The organism is Formosimonas limnophila, assembly GCF_014652675.1.
GTDB classification, from domain to species: Bacteria; Pseudomonadota; Gammaproteobacteria; order Burkholderiales; family Burkholderiaceae; genus Hydromonas; species Hydromonas limnophila.
In genome coordinates this window covers 39316-56734 of record NZ_BMZG01000003.1, presented here as the reverse complement: position 1 = coordinate 56734, position 17419 = coordinate 39316, and the positions used below count along the sequence as shown (strand labels likewise).

General features: G+C 47.5%; 20 protein-coding genes. 13 read left to right on the top strand and 7 right to left on the bottom strand.

The genetic code is table 11. From position 1 onward, the window contains the following. Positions 1–36 precede the first annotated feature (36 nt). Positions 37–1149 (bottom strand): bifunctional 3,4-dihydroxy-2-butanone-4-phosphate synthase/GTP cyclohydrolase II, encoded by a 1113-nt coding sequence (ribBA, locus tag IE082_RS03135; RefSeq protein WP_189491925.1) that lies wholly within the window; start codon positions 1147–1149, stop codon positions 37–39. 109 nt (positions 1150–1258) lie between these two features. Here ribBA and IE082_RS03130 point away from each other — a divergent pair, with 109 nt between their 5' ends. The 11 genes from IE082_RS03130 to IE082_RS03080 all read left to right on the top strand — a co-directional run bounded on the left by IE082_RS03130 (position 1259) and on the right by IE082_RS03080 (position 9268). Beyond that, on the top strand, positions 1259–1999 hold the full coding sequence (locus IE082_RS03130) for a 16S rRNA (uracil(1498)-N(3))-methyltransferase (protein WP_189491454.1): 741 nt from the start codon (positions 1259–1261) through the stop codon (positions 1997–1999). Between the two features lie 254 nt (positions 2000–2253). Continuing rightward, positions 2254–2487: a 50S ribosomal protein L28 gene (gene rpmB / locus IE082_RS03125; protein ID WP_189491451.1), complete on the top strand. Its 234-nt coding sequence runs from the start codon at positions 2254–2256 to the stop codon at positions 2485–2487. An 11-nt stretch (positions 2488–2498) separates the two neighbouring features. Next, complete coding sequence (rpmG, locus tag IE082_RS03120) at positions 2499–2654, top strand: 50S ribosomal protein L33 (RefSeq protein WP_114562497.1); 156 nt, start codon at positions 2499–2501, stop codon at positions 2652–2654. A gap of 120 nt (positions 2655–2774) precedes the next feature. Further along, complete coding sequence (locus IE082_RS03115) at positions 2775–3353, top strand: lytic transglycosylase domain-containing protein (protein ID WP_189491448.1); 579 nt, start codon at positions 2775–2777, stop codon at positions 3351–3353. Then, positions 3343–3666, top strand: a complete 324-nt coding sequence (locus tag IE082_RS03110; RefSeq protein ID WP_189491922.1) for a DUF427 domain-containing protein — start codon at positions 3343–3345, stop codon at positions 3664–3666. The genes IE082_RS03115 and IE082_RS03110 overlap by 11 nt, the downstream gene beginning before the upstream one ends. 342 nt (positions 3667–4008) lie before the next feature. Continuing rightward, complete coding sequence (gene leuA, locus IE082_RS03105; RefSeq protein WP_229809690.1) at positions 4009–5733, top strand: 2-isopropylmalate synthase; 1725 nt, start codon at positions 4009–4011, stop codon at positions 5731–5733. Between the two features lie 49 nt (positions 5734–5782). After that, the gene (gene dinB, locus IE082_RS03100) at positions 5783–6838 is read left to right on the top strand and encodes a DNA polymerase IV (RefSeq protein WP_189491445.1); all 1056 of its coding nucleotides are present in this window, start codon (positions 5783–5785) and stop codon (positions 6836–6838) included. 70 nt (positions 6839–6908) lie between these two features. Then, a complete protein-coding gene (locus tag IE082_RS03095) occupies positions 6909–7508 on the top strand; it encodes a TetR/AcrR family transcriptional regulator (RefSeq protein WP_189491430.1) in 600 nt (199 codons plus the stop codon). A 220-nt stretch (positions 7509–7728) separates the two neighbouring features. Beyond that, the gene (locus IE082_RS03090) at positions 7729–8352 is read left to right on the top strand and encodes an NADPH-dependent F420 reductase (RefSeq protein ID WP_189491427.1); all 624 of its coding nucleotides are present in this window, start codon (positions 7729–7731) and stop codon (positions 8350–8352) included. A gap of 37 nt (positions 8353–8389) precedes the next feature. After that, on the top strand, positions 8390–8821 hold the full coding sequence (locus IE082_RS03085; protein WP_189491424.1) for a nuclear transport factor 2 family protein: 432 nt from the start codon (positions 8390–8392) through the stop codon (positions 8819–8821). A 39-nt stretch (positions 8822–8860) separates the two neighbouring features. Next, positions 8861–9268, top strand: a complete 408-nt coding sequence (locus IE082_RS03080; protein ID WP_229809689.1) for a cupin domain-containing protein — start codon at positions 8861–8863, stop codon at positions 9266–9268. Between the two features lie 161 nt (positions 9269–9429). On the opposite strand, the gene IE082_RS03075 is transcribed toward IE082_RS03080, so the two are convergent. Beyond that, complete coding sequence (locus IE082_RS03075; RefSeq protein ID WP_189491422.1) at positions 9430–10341, bottom strand: LysR family transcriptional regulator; 912 nt, start codon at positions 10339–10341, stop codon at positions 9430–9432. Between the two features lie 174 nt (positions 10342–10515). Between IE082_RS03075 and IE082_RS03070 the strand changes: the two genes are divergently transcribed. Together IE082_RS03070 and IE082_RS03065 are read left to right on the top strand one after the other, a co-directional pair. After that, on the top strand, positions 10516–11130 hold the full coding sequence (locus IE082_RS03070; RefSeq protein ID WP_189491419.1) for an isochorismatase family protein: 615 nt from the start codon (positions 10516–10518) through the stop codon (positions 11128–11130). Between the two features lie 171 nt (positions 11131–11301). Beyond that, positions 11302–12135, top strand: coding sequence for a pirin family protein (locus IE082_RS03065; RefSeq protein WP_189491416.1), 834 nt, complete (start codon positions 11302–11304; stop codon positions 12133–12135). Between the two features lie 215 nt (positions 12136–12350). Here IE082_RS03065 and IE082_RS03060 read toward each other — a convergent pair whose 3' ends face one another. The 5 genes from IE082_RS03060 to ygfZ all read right to left on the bottom strand — a co-directional run bounded on the left by IE082_RS03060 (position 12351) and on the right by ygfZ (position 17398). Further along, on the bottom strand, positions 12351–13451 hold the full coding sequence (locus IE082_RS03060; protein WP_229809688.1) for a fatty acid desaturase: 1101 nt from the start codon (positions 13449–13451) through the stop codon (positions 12351–12353). 98 nt (positions 13452–13549) lie between these two features. After that, positions 13550–14968 (bottom strand): tRNA (N6-isopentenyl adenosine(37)-C2)-methylthiotransferase MiaB, encoded by a 1419-nt coding sequence (gene miaB, locus IE082_RS03055; RefSeq protein WP_189491411.1) that lies wholly within the window; start codon positions 14966–14968, stop codon positions 13550–13552. 381 nt (positions 14969–15349) lie between these two features. After that, positions 15350–15724, bottom strand: a complete 375-nt coding sequence (locus tag IE082_RS03050) for a hypothetical protein (protein ID WP_189491408.1) — start codon at positions 15722–15724, stop codon at positions 15350–15352. A gap of 13 nt (positions 15725–15737) precedes the next feature. Then, complete coding sequence (locus IE082_RS03045; protein WP_229809687.1) at positions 15738–16088, bottom strand: YidX family protein; 351 nt, start codon at positions 16086–16088, stop codon at positions 15738–15740. Between the two features lie 365 nt (positions 16089–16453). Continuing rightward, on the bottom strand, positions 16454–17398 hold the full coding sequence (gene ygfZ / locus IE082_RS03040) for a CAF17-like 4Fe-4S cluster assembly/insertion protein YgfZ (protein ID WP_189491376.1): 945 nt from the start codon (positions 17396–17398) through the stop codon (positions 16454–16456). Between the last annotated feature and the right edge of the window lie 21 nt (positions 17399–17419).

Sequence of the window (17419 nt, the reverse complement as noted above, 5' to 3'; positions counted from 1 at the left end):
AACTCAGCCAATACGCAGCCAACACAGGGGATTCACTCATACACCACTAAAACCAACCACCTCCAAGCCGAAACCACCCATGGATGGCATTTTGCGAGGACTACCAAGCAGCATCATTTTTTGCACACCAACGTCTTTTAGAATTTGCGCACCAATACCGTACAAAAGCAACTCCGTTGGCGCTTTTTTGGCCAGCTTTTCACCACGCTCTTGCGCATTCAATCGAGAAAATTGCGCCGTTAAGCGCGCAGAAGACTCTTGGCAATTAAGCAAAACAGCCACACCAACGCCTTCCTGTTCAATGTGCTTGAGTGCCGCGTCAAGAGACACAGAATGTGTGGTTTTCGCCACATCCAACACATCAAGCACCGATAACGGCTCATGCACACGGACAGGCACCACCTCCGTATTGGCAACATCACCTTTGGTTAAAACGAGATGAACATTGTCACTGCATGACTCTTTATATGCAATCGCATGAAACAACCCCTGAGCAGTTTGCATCTCACGCTCACCAACGCGCTGAATCAACGTTTCTTTTTGACTTCGATAAGCGATGAGGTCAGTAATGGTACCTATTTTCAAGCCGTGCTCTTGGGCAAACACCATCAAGTCGGGCAAACGTGCCATCTCGCCATCATCTTTCATGATTTCGCAAATGACCGACGCAGGCGTCAATCCAGCCAAAGCGGCCAAATCACAACCCGCTTCAGTGTGACCAGCACGAACCAAAACACCACCCTCCACAGCACGCACAGGGAACACATGCCCTGGTTGAACAATATCGGCAGCGGTGTATTGCTCTCCAGCGGCAACCTTGATCGTCAAAGCACGATCAGCCGCCGAAATACCTGTCGTCACCCCCTCTTTCGCTTCAATAGACACTGTAAAATTCGTACCAAATTGCGTCCCGTTACCACCGTCGCTGACCATCATATTGAGTCCCAGTGCATCACAGCGCGCTTGCGTCAACGTCAAACAAACGAGACCACGGCAATGCTTGGCCATAAAGTTAATCGCTTCAGGCGTCACAAAATCAGCCGCAAGAATCACATCACCTTCATTCTCACGATCCTCTTCGTCCACCAAAATCACCATACGCCCCGCTTTAATTTCCTCAACAATCTCAGAGGTGGGGGAAATCGACATCGTCATATAAGACTCCAATAATATAAAACACCATTGTACGTGAACTTAATGCGCTAATGATAGTCACGACTTACGCTACAATTGATGCAATTTTTAAGAAAGCCAAATCATGAGTTTTCGTTTTTACTACGCAGCACCGCTGCCAGCAATGCACCACCCGTTCGAGCTGCCCAATGACATTTTCCATCATGCAGTCAATGTTCTTCGCCTACGTGAAAGCCATGAAATCAGACTGTTTGATGGCGTCGGCAACCAAGCCCACGCACAACTGACTCAAATCGAAAAAAAATCAGCCCACGCCATCCTCACCGCCATTGACGCCATTTCTGTTGAGCCTCCGCTATCCATTACACTTGCTCAGTGCCTCTCTGTTGGCGACAAAATGGACTGGACCATCGAAAAAGCCGTGGAACTCGGCGTCACCCGCATCACACCATTATTTTCAGCCAAAAGCCAAATCAAACTCACCCCAGAGCGTGCCACAAAAAAAGTAGAGCACTGGCAGCGCATCATAGTCGCAGCCTGTGCGCAATGTGGCCGCAATGTCCTACCTCAATTGGACGCGCCACAGCCTCTGACCAGATTCCTCGACACACAAAAATCCCAGCCCAGCCTCAAACTGATGCTGCATCCCAACGGTGCTGTTCCATTTAAAACCCTATCCACACCGTCAGAAAACCAAGAAATCACGCTGCTCATCGGCCCAGAAGGCGGCTTTGATGACAAGGAGCTCGCACATGCACAAGTCTCAGCCTTCACCAACACCGTACTCGGCCCGCGCGTATTGCGCACAGAGTCTGCTGGCTTAGCCGCTATTGCAGCACTTAACGCCGTTTGGGGAGACTTTTAACCCCTAAATCGGATCGTATTTCTCTTAAAAAATGCACAAAAATCAGCACCAATGTGCCAAAACACCAAATTCACAGCAAGCGGCTCTTATAAAACCTTGCATCAGCGAGATTTTTCGCGTAAAATCTTCGGTTTAGGTACAAAAAATTTAACTGGTTTTTGTTCAAAGAGCGTTCAAACCGCGCTAACCCCCTTGAAAAAAGGGTAAAACAAAAGCCACCATGGTTTGAATCTTCAGCAAATTAAGGAGCCATCATGGCACGTGTATGTCAAGTAACGGGTAAACGCCCAATGTCGGGAAACAATGTTTCTCACGCCCACAACAAAACCCGCCGTCGCTTTTTGCCTAATCTGCACAATCGTCGTTTTTGGGTAGAATCAGAAAACCGTTTCGTGCGTCTGCGTGTTTCTAACGCTGCATTGCGCACCATCGACAAAAACGGCATTGACGCAGTCCTCGCAGACTTGCGTGCCAACGGCACAATCTAAGGAGCAGCAACATGCGCGATAAAATCAAACTCGAATCAACAGCAGGTACTGGTCACTTCTATACCACTGACAAGAACAAACGCAACATGCCAGAAAAAATGGAAATCAAAAAATTTGATCCAGTGGCACGCAAACACGTCATTTACAAAGAAACAAAAATCAAATAATTTTTTAATTGTTTCAGGTCTCATGACACAAAAAAGCCATCGAAATCGATGGCTTTTTTTATCGAAATTTTCTTGCACTAGATAATCAACAATCGCAATCACTGTGCTATTCTTGCGCCCATGAGCAAAATCACCACCCAAACACCCAAGAAATTTATTCAACGCGTGTTGATACTGGTCACTATCATCGCCTGCGCCTTGATGATGTGGCCAATTCTCAAGGAGCTTGGCTATCAATCAGGCGATGACACCGTAGCCGAGAAGATTTATGACTGGCGAGACAAACTTGAGCTCGAAAAATTAGAAAAACAAAACAACTTGCCCAAAGGTCTACTCTCAGCAGTCATGCACCAAGAGTCAGCAGGCGACCCCAACGCCACCAGCCACGCAGGCGCGAAAGGACTTTTTCAATTCATGAGTCCGACAGCACGTGACTTGGGGCTCAAAGATCGCACCCACCCAGAGCATTCAGCCAAGGCCGCAGCTGAATACCTTGATCAACTTTACAACCGTTATAACAAGAACTTAGAACTCACGCTGGCCGCTTACAATTGGGGCTTGGGTAACGTCGATCAATACATAAAGCCAAAAAATAAAGGTAGCACCTACGAGCGCTTTAAACTGTCAAAAATGCCAGCAGAAACCCAAAACTACATCGCCCGCATCAAAAAACTACGCACGACTTACTATTTACGCTAGACTAGGGCCACATCAAACAAAAGGGAATCTTACGAAAGCCATTTGGAACGACACCATCATTGCTGAATCAGATGACTCTGTTTTGGTTGAAGGCAACCATTATTTTCCGCTGTCAGCCCTTAACCGTGAGCACATCATTTCCAGCAGCCATCAAAGCACTTGCCCGTGGAAAAGCCTTGCCCACTACTACACGCTGCACGTGAACGGCAAAGCAAGCGAAAACGCCGCTTGGTATTACCCAAAACCAAAAGCAGGTTCGGAAGCAGTCAAAGATCGCGTCGCCTTTTGGAAAGGTGTGCAGATTACGAGCTAAAAACGGCAGATTGTGTTTTAAGTCAACCGCTTTGAGCTACAGTTTCACCAACGGTGGCGATGGTTAGTATTTAATTTATTGGCCATAATGCTTGACGGCGCGTCCCTTTATGATTTAAAGTCACTTACATGAACACCACCTTTATCGTCCTCGCGCTACTGTTGCCACTGACTGCTTTGCTACTAAGCCGGCAGCCGACGTTTGCGCGCGTGAAAGTTCATACAAAAAACTAACTTCTCCCGTTTTCAAAAAACCTCGGCAACTTGCAGCAAATGCGATGCCGAGGTTTTTTATTGTCAATTTTGCTAAAATACTCTCTTAATCAGAATCAGGAAACCTGCGATGAACACGACCTTCCAAACTATGGACCCATCCAAAAAATACCGTCCATACCCACAAATCGATTTACCCAATCGAAGCTGGCCAAACAACATCTTGACCAAACCACCCATCTGGCTCTCAACTGACTTGCGTGATGGTAATCAATCGCTGATTGACCCGATGGACATCGACAAGAAAGTAAGGATGTTTGAACTGCTCGTTCAGCTCGGCTACAAAGAAATCGAAGTCGGCTTTCCATCAGCCTCGCAAATCGAGTTTGACTTCGTACGCAAGCTCATCGAAGAAAACCGCATCCCTGATGATGTAACGATTCAAGGACTCACACAAGCGCGTACGGATTTGATTAATCGCACTGTCGAGTCCATGCTGGGTGCAAAAAATGCGATCGTCCACGTCTACAACGCAACCAGCCCTCTGTTTCGTGAAGTGGTATACAACAAAACTCCTGAAGAAACCATTGAAATTGCTGTCAATGGCATTAAAGACATCAAGGCGGCCCTCGCCACTTTACCCACAGACGTTTACGCCCAGACCAACTGGCGTTTGGAGTATTCACCAGAAACTTTTAGCATGACTGAGTTGCCGTTTGCCAAGCAAATTTGCGAAGCGGTTATGGACGAATGGGGCGCGACACCAGACAACAAAGTGATTTTAAATCTCCCAACCACCATCGAAGTGGCCACGCCCAATGTGTTCGCGGATCAAATCGAATGGATGCACACCAACCTGAAAAACCGCAACGCCGCCATCATCAGCGTTCATCCGCACAATGACCGCGGTACAGGCACGGCCTGTGCTGAGTTGGCCATACTTGCTGGTGCAGACCGCGTCGAAGGCTGTTTGTTTGGCAATGGCGAGCGTACAGGCAATGTCTGCCTCGTCAATCTCGCGATTAATCTGTGGTCACAAGGCATTCACCCAGGCGTGGACTACTCAAACATCAACGAAGTCATCCGAATCGCCGAAGAATGCACACAACTGCCTGTTGGCGCACGCCATCCTTGGGCAGGGGAGCTGGTGTTTACCGCATTCTCAGGCTCTCACCAAGACGCCATCAAAAAAGGCCTAACCCGCCAAAAAGACCGAGAAACCGCAGCCAATGGCAAGACCATCGCTTGGGAAGTGCCTTATTTACCAATTGACCCTGCTGACTTGGGCCGCTCATACGAAGCGGTCATCCGCGTCAATGCTCAGTCGGGTAAAGGCGGCATGGCGTACTTGCTCGAACGTGACTACGGCTTGACCTTGCCGCGTATTTTGCAAGTGGATGTGGCTCGTGCGGTTCAAGTTTTGGCTGACGAAACAGGCAAAGAGTTGTCCAGTGAACAAATTTATGAGGTGTTCTGTGAAGAGTTCCTTAATAAAACCAGCCCCATCGAATACATCAACCACACCATCAGTCACCACACGGGCGTCGAGACTTTGCGTGCGCAATTGAAAGTTAATGGTGAAGCTGTGTTGATTGAAGGCAATGGCAACGGTCCTTTGTCCGCTTTTGTACACGCTTTGAACCAAAAGCTGGGCAGCAAGTTCTCTGTCGCTCACTACTCGGAACACGATATTCACTCCGACCAAACCGGTGAAGATGCTCAAGCGGCCTGCTATGTTCAAGTCGCTCATGCCGACTATGCACCCGCCTACGGCGTTGGTATACATGAAAACATTGTCACCGCCTCATTGCTGGCTGTCGTTTCAGCCATGAACCGCAGCGGTGTGGCTCAATAATCATCGCCAAGCAAACAGTCCCCTCTCCGAATGAGAGGGGCTTTGTTTTATGAACCCACGCAAAATCATCCACCTTGACGCTGACTGTTTTTATGCTGCAGTTGAAATGCGTGATAATCCCGACTACGTGGGACAGCCCATTGCCGTCGGCGGTCCAGCCGACCGACGCGGTGTGGTCGCGACGTGCAACTACGAAGCTCGCGCCTTTGGTGTGCGTTCGGCTATGCCGACACGGCAGGCACTCAAGCTATGCCCACAGCTCACCATCATTCACCCAGACTTTACGCGCTATCGGGCCGCGTCAAAGCAGATTTTTGGCATTTATCGTCAGTACACCAGCTTGGTTGAACCACTATCGCTTGACGAAGCTTACCTCGATGTCACGGACTCGCCGCACCACGAAGGCAGTGCAACGCGCATTGCCCAAGAGATTCGTCAACGCGTCCGTGAAGAGCTTGGTTTGGTCGTCTCTGCGGGTGTCGCGCCCAATAAGTTTCTCGCCAAAATCGCCAGTTATTGGGACAAGCCCGATGGCTTATTTGTGATTCGCCCGCATCAAATTGACCAATTTATCCAAGATTTGCCCGTTGAGCGGCTTTTTGGTGTGGGGCCACGTACCGCCGAAAAGATGCACAAACTCGGTTTGCAGAACTGCGCAGACCTACGCGCCCGCGAACTGCCTTTTTTGCGCGAGCAGTTCGGAAAAATGGGCGTCTCGTTGTACAACTTGTCGCGCGGCATCGACAATCGCTCTGTCAACATTGGCGGCCATCGAAAATCCATCAGTGTTGAAACAACATTTTTGCATGACATCACCACCTACGAAGACTGTCTACCTCACTTGCACGCATTGTACAACGACTTGCAACAACGAATTGAACGTGCGCAATCGACCGCATTGATTCAAAAATCCTATGTCAAGCTGAGACTTTCTAACTTCAAAGTCAAATCAATCGAGCAAAATACCCTGACTGCCAACAAGATTCAATTTGCCAACCAACTCAAAGCCCTACTGGCCAAGCACGATCAAGCCATCCGTTTATTGGGCATTGGTGTGCGCCTCAAAGAACCTTCACCCTCAAGACAACTGACTCTGATTTCATAGCTGATTACCCATCGAGCAATCGCAATACAAAGAAATTGACAACCTATCTTTTAGTAGGTAAAATAGACTCATGAATTCCAGCATAAGCTCCCCTATTTCTGCAACCGATAATCGCGCCAAACTGCTCAGCACAGCCAGAGTTTTGGCGCAGACACGTGGATTTAATGCGTTTAGCTATCGAGACTTAGCCGAAATTGTGGGCATCAAGACGGCCAGTATTCATTATCATTTCCCAAACAAAGACGATTTGGGCGTTGCGCTGATTCACCAGTACACTGAGTCGATGATGGTCGCTTTGCATGACATTGACAGTCAACCCATCGGCTATTTAGCGCAATTTAACCAGTTCGTGCAAATTTTTGAACAAACAAGTGAGTCAAGTGAACAGTGGTGTTTGGCAGGCATGTTTGCCAGCGATGTGCAGACACTGTCAGAAGCAATGCGGCAAGCTGTGACGGCCTTTTTCATCCAAGTAGAACAATGGTTAAATGCATTGCTTGAGCGTGCGGTTGCGGCTAATGCATTTCGTCCACTTGTGCCTATTTCTCAGCTGGCTCCGATGATCTTGGCCAGTTTAGAAGGCGCGCTACTCACCACGAGATTGATGAACCAGCCGATGCGTCTGCAAGGAACCGCTCAGTCTCTGACCAAGTTATTGGGCATTCGATGAAGCATGGCTGCATGCATGTGCATCCTTAGCAGATATTGCTTCGCTTGAAAAAGCAGGCATTAAAACTTGGTGGAGTGCACTGATTTGCACTCTGCAAGAAGTGGCGCAACCAGATTGCGTCAATTTTTCAACCCGATTATCTATCTATGCATAGATAAAACGACAGTGTGAGCAAAAAAGTTCATCACTGCACTTTATTTTAAATATTTAAGGACTCGTCATGAAAATAGGCATCTTGGGCTTCGGCTCTGTCGGTAAAAAATTAGCACAACTCTTCAGTGACACAGGACACACTGTGACCATTGGTGTGCGCAACCCAGCGGACGTATCGAACTCATCAATTGGTTTTGAGACTGCCAGCTTTGCACAAACGGCGGCAAAGGTCGAAGTTTTGGTCTTAGCCATTCCTTACCAAGCAGCTTTAGAGATACTAAAATCGCTCACCTCAGAATTAGCGAACAAAATTGTGATTGACAGTACCAACCCACTCAACCCTGATTGGTCACCGCTTCTACTAGGTCAGGAAAACAGCGCAGGCGAGGAGATTCAACGCGCTCTGCCACAATCGTTCGTTATCAAAGCTTTTAACACTATTTTTGCCGATGTGATGCAAAAAGAAAGCCACAACCGCGCAGGGCACAGTATTACCGCATTTTTGGCAGGCAACGACGCTGCCGCCAAAGGCAAAATCATCTCCTTAACCAAAGAATGTGGATTTGCACCAGTGGATACTGGCGACATCACCAGCGCACGTTATTTAGAAGCCATGGCGCATCTGAATATTCGCATTGCAGTTGCTCTGCAAGGTGGCACCAGTGCGGCATTTTTCTATCATCAAGTTTAATCTCTCGACGTTCTGTTAATTTTTGAAAGGAAAAACCATGTTTAAGAAATTAATAAGCTTAGCGATTGGCATTACTGTTTCAATGATGAGTTCAATAGCAACAGCCAAACCATTGCAAGCGTACCCGAATGCAAAGGCTTTTGCTGACGCCTATTTTGAAGTGTGGAATCAAAGAAACTATGCTGCCATTTCTGAGTTTTATGATGCCGATGTGGTTTACCGAGACTTGAACTTAGGCACTCAAACCAAAGGCCTGAATGAACTCGAACGGTTTATCCGTAAGGCTGTAACAGACACGCCCGATTTAAAGTTTATAGCACTAGATGCGGTCAAAGAAGGAAATCAAAAATTGGCGATCCGTTGGCAAATGACGGGCACCTCCGAAGGTAAAGGCTTTGAGATCGAGGGCGCATCAATCATGCGACTTCGTAAAGGCAAGGTCGTTTTCAACTCAGATTACTACAAGTAATGACACTTCAATTTTTTTAACACAACCAAAGGAAAAATCATGCTCAAAAAAATCACCACTGCAGTCCTACTCTGCGCCTCGTTGACCAGCTTTGCTGGCGATGTTCATCGATTTGATCAAGTCGACTGGCAACCCGCTGGCGTCAAAGGCGTCGATATGGCCGTTTTGTGGGGTAAAGAAGAAGATAGCACGGCCGTCTACGCTTTCCGTATTCAACCAGGCGTGGTAATCCCAGCGCACACTCACTCGCGTGATTACTGGGGCGTCGCCGTGCAAGGCAAATGGGTACATATTGATGCAAACGGCAAGAAAGTGAAAACAGGTCAAGAGGCCTTCGTTCGTGTCCACGGTAACGACTTACATGCCGACAGCTGCGCTGGCCCAAAAGCTTGCATCAACATTCTCGACTTTGACGGTACGCGCGACATAGCATTTCCTAAAAAGTAAGACTAAATAGCGTTAGGGATTTTAGTATTTTCTCGCCCTATTCCTGTCCCAATTTTGCTTAATGAAGCTCTATCAAGGCCGCTTTATGCGGCCTTTTTCTTTTCACAAGTTCTCGATAGGAGCATCTAACAAACATGATATATAAAGTGCTGCCTGCTCAATTAAAGCCTAAAATATGCCCGCAGTTCATCAAGAAAAATGCGTACCCGTTGTGGCTGAGCACGCGTGGCAATTGTTGCATAAAGCGTTGTTGGCGGCGTGTGCCATTCAGGCAAAAGCCGAATCAAACGCTTTTCAATCACCTCCTGTGCAGTTTGAACATTGTTGCTCAAGCAGGCAATACCAAGACCATGCAAAGCGGCTTCGTGCAACATATGCATGCTGCCAAACACATGACAAATCTCGATAGGAACTTTAAGAATTCTGCTTGGATCATTCTGACAAGTCAATCGCCAATCAGTTTGACGCGCATCCATGACGAGACAGCGTTGTCTCTGTATTTTTTGAGATACATTTTGCTCGTTTATCTCGCCAGTTTGTGCCACATAGTCTGGCGCTGCATATAAACCATGGCTGAACGTTAAAAGCGGCTGGGCAATGAGATCTGAATCGGCTAGAGATTTACTAGACAAACGCAACACAACATCATATCCCTCAGCTAGAATATCAACATAACGCTGCGACGCTTCTAATTCAATGTTAATCTCAGGGTACTTTCGCGCAAACACAAAGATAAATGGCATCACGTAGTCATGCGCAACCGTGATTGATGCAGACAACCGAATACGACCCTTGGCCTGCTGTGTTTGCCCTTGTACCTGCGCATACACGCTTTGAGCCGCATCAATCACGCTTTGGGCTTGGGCAAAATAATCAACGCCAACGGGGGTTAGGCTGACACTGCGAGAAGTTCGATGAAACAACTTGAGCTTTAGCCGCTGTTCCATTTGGGCGATTTGTCGCGAAACTGATGATGGGGGCACATCTAACTCTTGAGCTGCTAGAGTAAAACTCTTGTGACGCGCCACAGAAACAAATGTGGCCATGTCTTGTAAGTATTGATGACTTTTCATGGCAAACCTTTCAAAATTAATGCTTTTATGGCAACAAAGGATTGTTGATTCAAGATTGAAAAACCATTTTAGCAACAATATAATGACTATTGTGTGACTATTGTGTTTTGACTTTACTTAACCTGACTCAAACAGTCACACAAAACCACTTTTAAACGACCACCGGAGAAAACTATGAATGGATTTACAGTAGAAAACAGCGCGCTAATTTTGGTTGACCACCAAGTCGGCACCATCAATTGGGCTGGTGCGCTCGCGCCCGAACAACGCGAACAAATCAAGGTTTGGGCCAATTTACTACTGCGCTTTGCCAAAGGCGCAAACATGCCAATCGTCATGACCAGCAGCATGGAAGATCAAGCACAAGGCCGCTTGTTACCTGAATTCGAAGAAATTGCACCTGAGGCTTATGCAGCTCGAATCAAGCGCGACGGCGTAATTAATGCATGGGACGATGCAAACTTTGCTAATGCTGTGCGCGCAACAGGTAAGAAATATCTGATTATGGCAGGTTTAACCACCGAGGTTTGTTTAGTGCCGCCAGCATTATCTGCTATCGCTGAAGGCTTTAAAGTAGCGGCGTTGCTCGATGCTTCAGGGGGTAACACTCAATTGGGTGAACGCTATGCCGAACATGAATTAAACAAAGCAGGTGCATTGGTCATTTCCTCTATGCCATTGATTACAGGCATGTTGGGCAACTGGACAAACCCTGCCAGCGGTGCATTCTTTGCAGCAGCAGAAGCTGGTAATATTTTTGAATTGCAAGCCAAGGGCAATTTGCGCTAATCAAAAAATCTGATGGATGAGCTCATCACAGCGTTTGTTGTCGATGAGCCTCATAAGCCATGAACTTCAATCCCACCGTTCAAAAAATCTTGAACCGATTGCAGCGGTTCGGCGATTGATTATAGATAAGTGAAGAATGATGATTTTTTTCTTATAATAAAAAAGTAATGCATGATGTCAAAATACAGAACAGTCACCGCCGCTCATCAAGGTCATCGCCATGGCCCGATAACCCGCGTATTTAGCCCCAGTGATTTAGGGCAGCAACTCAAACCTTTCATTTTTTTGGATTATTTGGATACGCCTTTACACAGCGACTTTGGTTTTGGCTTTCACCCACATTCGGGTATTGCCACACTGACGCACCAATTGGATGCCGATGTGGATTACGAAGACACGTCGGGACAAAAAGGTATTGTCAAGGCAGGCGGCATTGAGTGGATGAAGGCTGGTAGCGGCGTGTGGCACAAAGGTAAACCCACGGGCAGCGAGCACGCCCAAGGCTTTCAGCTTTGGGTGGCCTTGCCTGCGGGCGTGGAAGAAGAGCCATCCGAAGGGCAATATTTACCGCCTGAGCGTATCGAACACGCCGATAACACGCGTGTGCTGACTGGGCAGTATCAAACAGCACAAGGACATGTGAACACACCAACCGATATGAACTATTTTTATGTCGATCTGTCCACACATGCAGAGTGGTCATTTATCACACCAGCGCACCACAACGTGGCATGGTGTTATGTACAAAAAGGCAGCGTGGTGGTCGATGGTCAAACCTATTTTGCCAATACGTTGCTGATTTTTGAGGAAGACACGGGGCATCCGATTCAACTGTCCAGCGCGCCCGAGAGCACTTCAGCGGTGTTATTTGGCAGTGCCCAGCGCCATGCTTACAACTTGGTTCAAGGACGCTATTCTGTACACACCTCAGCAGAAGCTCTGCGTAAAGGAGAGCAAAAAATACAAGCAATTTACCAAAGCCTCATTAAGCAAAATAAAATTTAAGGACTCTTTTTTCTACCTAAAGATAGGTGCTGAATTTCAATAAATAATACTTCAGCGTTTGGCTAGTAATGTGTAAAAATAGATTCAGCGATTGCCGTGCAGACGGTTCGAACTCTGTGGATTCAAACCCCGCAAAGTCTCATGAAAGAGCATTTCAAAAGGCAGCGTCATCGCTGCCTTTTCTTCTTATAGCGCACACAACCACATCATCGCAGCTAAGCTTTGACAATGGCCGCTTCTGTCGTCGGCGCTCCCTTAAAGTCTGTCCAACGACGTGTTTCATAATCATATAATTTGCACTGTTTAGCTGTTTTGAAGTACCACGTCCAAGAGAAAGGTTGAACCACAATGCGCTGTGGCAAGAGATGCTCCAATCGACTCTGCGCTTCTTTCAGCTTGTACAGTGGAATGGTCATATCCAAGTGGTGCGCCGTGTGCTCCATGATGTGGTGCATCATCGAGCCGAAGTGTCGTTTAAACGTCAAATGCACAGTGGTGGTCACAAAAGGTTGCGCCGCAGCCCATGACTTTTTGTCGTCATACCATGCAATACGCTCATGGGTATGGTGCACGTAAACCGCCCAGCCAATCATGCCATTCCAAAAGATAAATGGCACGACAAACGCCGTGATTAATGCAGACCAAATCGGCACATCAACCATCGGTGCACACACCACAATAGCGGCAATCCAAACCACGGCAAACACCGATACTAAAACATTGTCCCAAAGGAATGCGGGACGATTGCTAGGTTTATTGGCTTTGTTCGGAAAGAACATTTTGTTCCACCAAATTTCAATCATGTAATACAACGATGTGCCCCAACCACTGCGATAAACGCGCTCCAGTATGCGGCGAGGTAGACTCATGGCATCATACTCAGCCTTGGTTTTCGGCACCCAGACAAAATCTGCGCCTTTGAGGTTAGTGAAACCGTGGTGAATCACATTGTGTCCAACTTCCCACAAACTATAAGCCGACAACGAAGGTAAAAACGCAATCCGCCCCAAAACACGATTCAGCGTACGGCTTGGCGTGTAACTCTGATGGCAGGCATCGTGGCCAAGGATGAACAAACGACCAATCCAAAAGCCTGCAACCAACCCAGCCAACAAACGCAGTGCCCAATGCGGCGCAGCCACAGCAGCCGAGACAAGTGCAAAGAACAACACATAATCAACCACCAACAACACCAAAGCGCGAGGCGTGCTGCGCTGCATCAGTGACTCCAGCCACGAGCGCAGTACCTTGCGATGCGGCATGGCTTCGTGAATGGGAATAGGAGTTGGGTTATCTTGATAGGGAGTAGACGACACTGTGAAACCTCGCGACAAAAAAGAAAAGAGTTGTCATTTTAACTGACAACTCTGTTCAAAACATGTGTATCAACCGCACGAACGTTCACTAAAATCTTCTATGACGAGGGCTGCATACTGATGGGAATGGTGATGAAACCACTGTACGGCATGGGTTTTAACAACGCAATCGCCTCATCACTTGTCACCACATGCCCACGCAATGAATTGGTGAAACTATCGGTAATTTCGACATCAATCATTTGCCCCACCAGTCGAGCACGCTGACCAGTCGGTGCTTTGAAGTTCACAATGCGGTTGTTCTCTGTGCGACCAAACAGCTCAGATGGATCACGAGAAGACAAGCCTTCAACAAGTACCTGCTCTGTTGTACCAATCATCCCACTGGCAACCGATTTGGCATAAGTACCGATTTCATGCTGCACACGTTGCAAACGGGCCTGTTTGACTTCATAAGGCGTGTCATCCACCAAACTTGCCGCAGGCGTACCTGGACGCGCACTGTAGATGAATGAGAAACTAATATCAAACTTCACCTTGTCAATCAAACGCATGGTGTCTTCAAAGTCCTCATCCGTTTCACCAGGAAACCCGATAATAAAGTCAGATGACACCGCCAGGTTGGGACGAATCGCTCGCATTCTGGCGATGATATCGAGGTATCTTTCCGCTGTGTAGTTGCGCTTCATCGCAGTGAGTATGCGGTCAGAGCCTGCTTGCACAGGCAAATGAAGGTGATTGACCAGCTGTGGGACTTTGTCATAGACAGCGATTAAGCGATCACTAAAATCATTCGGATGACTCGTGGTGTAGCGAATGCGCTCAATCCCAGGGATGTGCGCCATGGTTTCGAGGAGCATCGCAAAATCGGCTTTTTCTGAGGTATTTCCCATTTCACCAAGGTAGCCATTGACGTTTTGACCGAGCAAATTAACTTCTTTGACCCCTTGATCAGCCAAATCAGCAATCTCTGTCAGCACATCATCGAACGGACGCGAAACCTCTTCACCACGGGTGTAAGGCACGATGCAGAAGCTACAGTATTTCGAGCATCCTTCCATAATCGAGACGTAAGCCGTCGCTTTTTCAACGCGTGGTGGCGGCAAATGATCGAACTTTTCGATTTCGACAAACTCGATGTCCACCTGTGATCGACCTGTGCTGGCGCGTTTACTCAACAGCTCTGGTAAACGATGCAAGGTCTGAGGGCCAAACACGAGGTCAACATAAGGCGCACGAGCGACGATATTCTTGCCTTCTTGAGAGGCCACGCAACCGCCAACACCGATGAGCAAATTGGGATTTTTGGCTTTCAATTTGCGAATACGACCCAAGTCCGAAAAGACTTTTTCTTGGGCTTTTTCACGAATGGAGCAGGTGTTGAGCAAAACGATGTCTGCGTCGTCAATGTTATCGGTTTTGGTATAACCGTTTTTATCGCGCAGCACGTCGTGCATTTTGTCGGTGTCATATTCATTCATCTGACAGCCGAAGGTTTTGATGTACACTTTTTTCATGGGTTTCTCGCCGTGACAGGTTTATATACTGGGGACGAAAAATAGCACTTTAATGAGGCAAAGGCTTCTTTCAACGCAGCCTGCCATTATACCTGTGCTCTGTGAACTTGAACAGCTGGGATTTGCACAAACCACCTTGCAGAATCAAGCCCGAGTGCAACGCGCCATCACATTCAACTCGATAAAATTAGGTGACGTGACTCGCCCGTTGGTGTGCTCATTGATATTTTTCTGCAAGGTATAAGGACTAAATCACGCCCGATGGCCTGCGTGGTTAAATTCGTCAAAAAGCCTTCACCAATCTCTTTAAAAATCACCGCTAATATGGCATATAAAAAGGGAGTCTGTGGCCGCCCCATTGGAATTTATAATACCTACCATTTAAAATCCGTCTTTAAATGCGTAAGCCAAGAAGCCGAGTCCAATCGCCTTTAATGGCGATGTGACTACGTCAGCTGCCAGCGCAATAGGCGCGAGCAAAACCCTACTAATTTTCGGGCGTCCGCTGTACGAATTGCTGTCGGGCTCATAGAATGTTAACTGACGTGTTTGCTGAAATTCGGGCAATTTAATTTTGAATAAATCCAATTCGTCTTTCTCTGCCGCATCAATTGGGATTCGTAGCTTATAAACAGGCGAGTGGGTACTATTCAACTCATCAGTCAGTGGTGTAAAGCCGAGTTGTGACACCGCGCTGGTTTCATATCCGCATTGGTTTGTGTAGTGGCTGTGTAGCGGAACTCGACGCAACCCCACGCAGCATCACCGTCTATATACAGACGGCAGGCTGCATATGTGGCGATGGAAAGTTGATTGGCATTGGGTCGTTATCTGTGCCGAAACCTTCAGCCACTTTGAGGACCAACTCATGACCTTTGGTGAGCAAGTAACCATTCTTACGGCCGACCAATAGCAGATGCTGTTGGCTCGTTACTTGGGCGGTTTGCATATCGGGCATAGCGAATGCAACAAGGGTGTCGGTTAGGACTGGCTTGTTTTCTCGGCGCACTTTTTCGGTAAATCCGCCCTCCATGTTGCCCATGGTGAGGCAACCTGACAGGGTCAAACCCAAAGCAAGAGTCGCGGCTGTGAGCATCTTTTTAGATCTTTTGTGTTGCATAGTTAATGGTCCTCGCTATGTGTAAAAATCCCCCGCATTTTTTGCAGTTTGCGTGAATGGTGAATTTATACATTATCGGGCGGCTGGACTCTGTAGCATTCGGCCAAATGGCTGACCTCCCAGAGACGGCTTGATATTGACACCATACCTCTGGGCTGCCAAGCGGCGTGAGGCGGACTTGTTTGCGTTTTATTACAGTATTTTTTTCCGAAATACTGTAATAAAACGCGTCAAGGAAAACAGTTTTTTAACCGCTCAACTTGATTTGAGCACGATGTCTGGATGTAGATTTTTAGAACTCATTTCAGAGAATCTATTATTGGCGGGTTTACAACACTTTCGTTTTTTGAGGATTTATGGGGTTGTCACGCATCAGATAAAGCATAAGGCAATGCAGCTTTTTGCCAAATGGCGTGAACACCTTGAGCCGATAAAGTTGCATCGCCCTCAACCATCGGCAGACTCACCTCATACAATACGTGTGACGTGTTGGGCGAAATAGGGTTGGCTGCAACAGCAACGATTTGACCAGCAGGCTGAGTAGCGTCTTGGCTCGAATAAACATCTGTACCAATCGTTAGCTGAGGCTGATCATCCGTCCATTCCAAAACCGCGCTTTGCATACGACGCTTGAGTTTACCCAAATAGTGACTGCGCGCCACAATCTCTTGACCTGGGTAGCAACCTTTTTTAAAGTTCACACCACCAATTCTGTCCAGATTAACCATCTGCGGTACAAAAGCCTCCGAGTTTGCAGCCTGAACATGCGGCACACCCGCCATAATCTCCAACCATTCCCACGCATTGACATCAGCAGCCAAAGCATCATTCACCACACCAGCCACACCAACACGCAGCTCGCGCGCATAGCGCACGCCGTCAATCACAGCAGGCAAAAGCCCCAATCGAACCACATCGCCATCGACCAATTTCGTTCCAGCACTCAATGCACTGGGCGCACAAAATCCGATGATGGGCAGACTGTCTGACACGTCGTCCAACACCACTTTTGCACGCAAAACAAACATGCGCAAACGCTTGATGACTATTTCTAAAACAGAACGATGCGTGATGAGGTACACATCCTCGCCTTGGATATACATTTGAAAGATGGCGTATAAACGACCTTTGGCAGAGCAATATCCCGCCAACTTTGTCTCTGCGTCGGATAAATTTTGTACATCCTGCGTCAATTGCGCATGTAAAAACGACTTGGCATCAGCACCTGTCGCACGAATCACGCCATAGTTGGCCAAGGAGACGTATACGCCGTTTTGTAATTCGATTTTGGTAAATTGTGTATGACTCATGCCCTATTGTCCTGTAAGTCT

Coding starts and splice junctions, on each gene's coding strand:
- rpmG (WP_114562497.1), top strand. CDS start 2,499: ATGCGCGATAAAATCAAACTCGAATCAACAGCAGGTACTGGTCACTTC.
- IE082_RS03070 (WP_189491419.1), top strand. CDS start 10,516: ATGAATGGATTTACAGTAGAAAACAGCGCGCTAATTTTGGTTGACCAC.
- IE082_RS03085 (WP_189491424.1), top strand. CDS start 8,390: ATGTTTAAGAAATTAATAAGCTTAGCGATTGGCATTACTGTTTCAATG.
- IE082_RS03090 (WP_189491427.1), top strand. CDS start 7,729: ATGAAAATAGGCATCTTGGGCTTCGGCTCTGTCGGTAAAAAATTAGCA.
- IE082_RS03095 (WP_189491430.1), top strand. CDS start 6,909: ATGAATTCCAGCATAAGCTCCCCTATTTCTGCAACCGATAATCGCGCC.
- IE082_RS03045 (WP_229809687.1), bottom strand. CDS start 16,088: ATGCAACACAAAAGATCTAAAAAGATGCTCACAGCCGCGACTCTTGCT.
- IE082_RS03075 (WP_189491422.1), bottom strand. CDS start 10,341: ATGAAAAGTCATCAATACTTACAAGACATGGCCACATTTGTTTCTGTG.
- IE082_RS03115 (WP_189491448.1), top strand. CDS start 2,775: ATGAGCAAAATCACCACCCAAACACCCAAGAAATTTATTCAACGCGTG.
- leuA (WP_229809690.1), top strand. CDS start 4,009: ATGAACACGACCTTCCAAACTATGGACCCATCCAAAAAATACCGTCCA.
- IE082_RS03065 (WP_189491416.1), top strand. CDS start 11,302: ATGATGTCAAAATACAGAACAGTCACCGCCGCTCATCAAGGTCATCGC.
- dinB (WP_189491445.1), top strand. CDS start 5,783: ATGAACCCACGCAAAATCATCCACCTTGACGCTGACTGTTTTTATGCT.
- rpmB (WP_189491451.1), top strand. CDS start 2,254: ATGGCACGTGTATGTCAAGTAACGGGTAAACGCCCAATGTCGGGAAAC.
- IE082_RS03130 (WP_189491454.1), top strand. CDS start 1,259: ATGAGTTTTCGTTTTTACTACGCAGCACCGCTGCCAGCAATGCACCAC.
- ribBA (WP_189491925.1), bottom strand. CDS start 1,149: ATGTCGATTTCCCCCACCTCTGAGATTGTTGAGGAAATTAAAGCGGGG.
- ygfZ (WP_189491376.1), bottom strand. CDS start 17,398: ATGAGTCATACACAATTTACCAAAATCGAATTACAAAACGGCGTATAC.
- miaB (WP_189491411.1), bottom strand. CDS start 14,968: ATGAAAAAAGTGTACATCAAAACCTTCGGCTGTCAGATGAATGAATAT.
- IE082_RS03080 (WP_229809689.1), top strand. CDS start 8,861: ATGCTCAAAAAAATCACCACTGCAGTCCTACTCTGCGCCTCGTTGACC.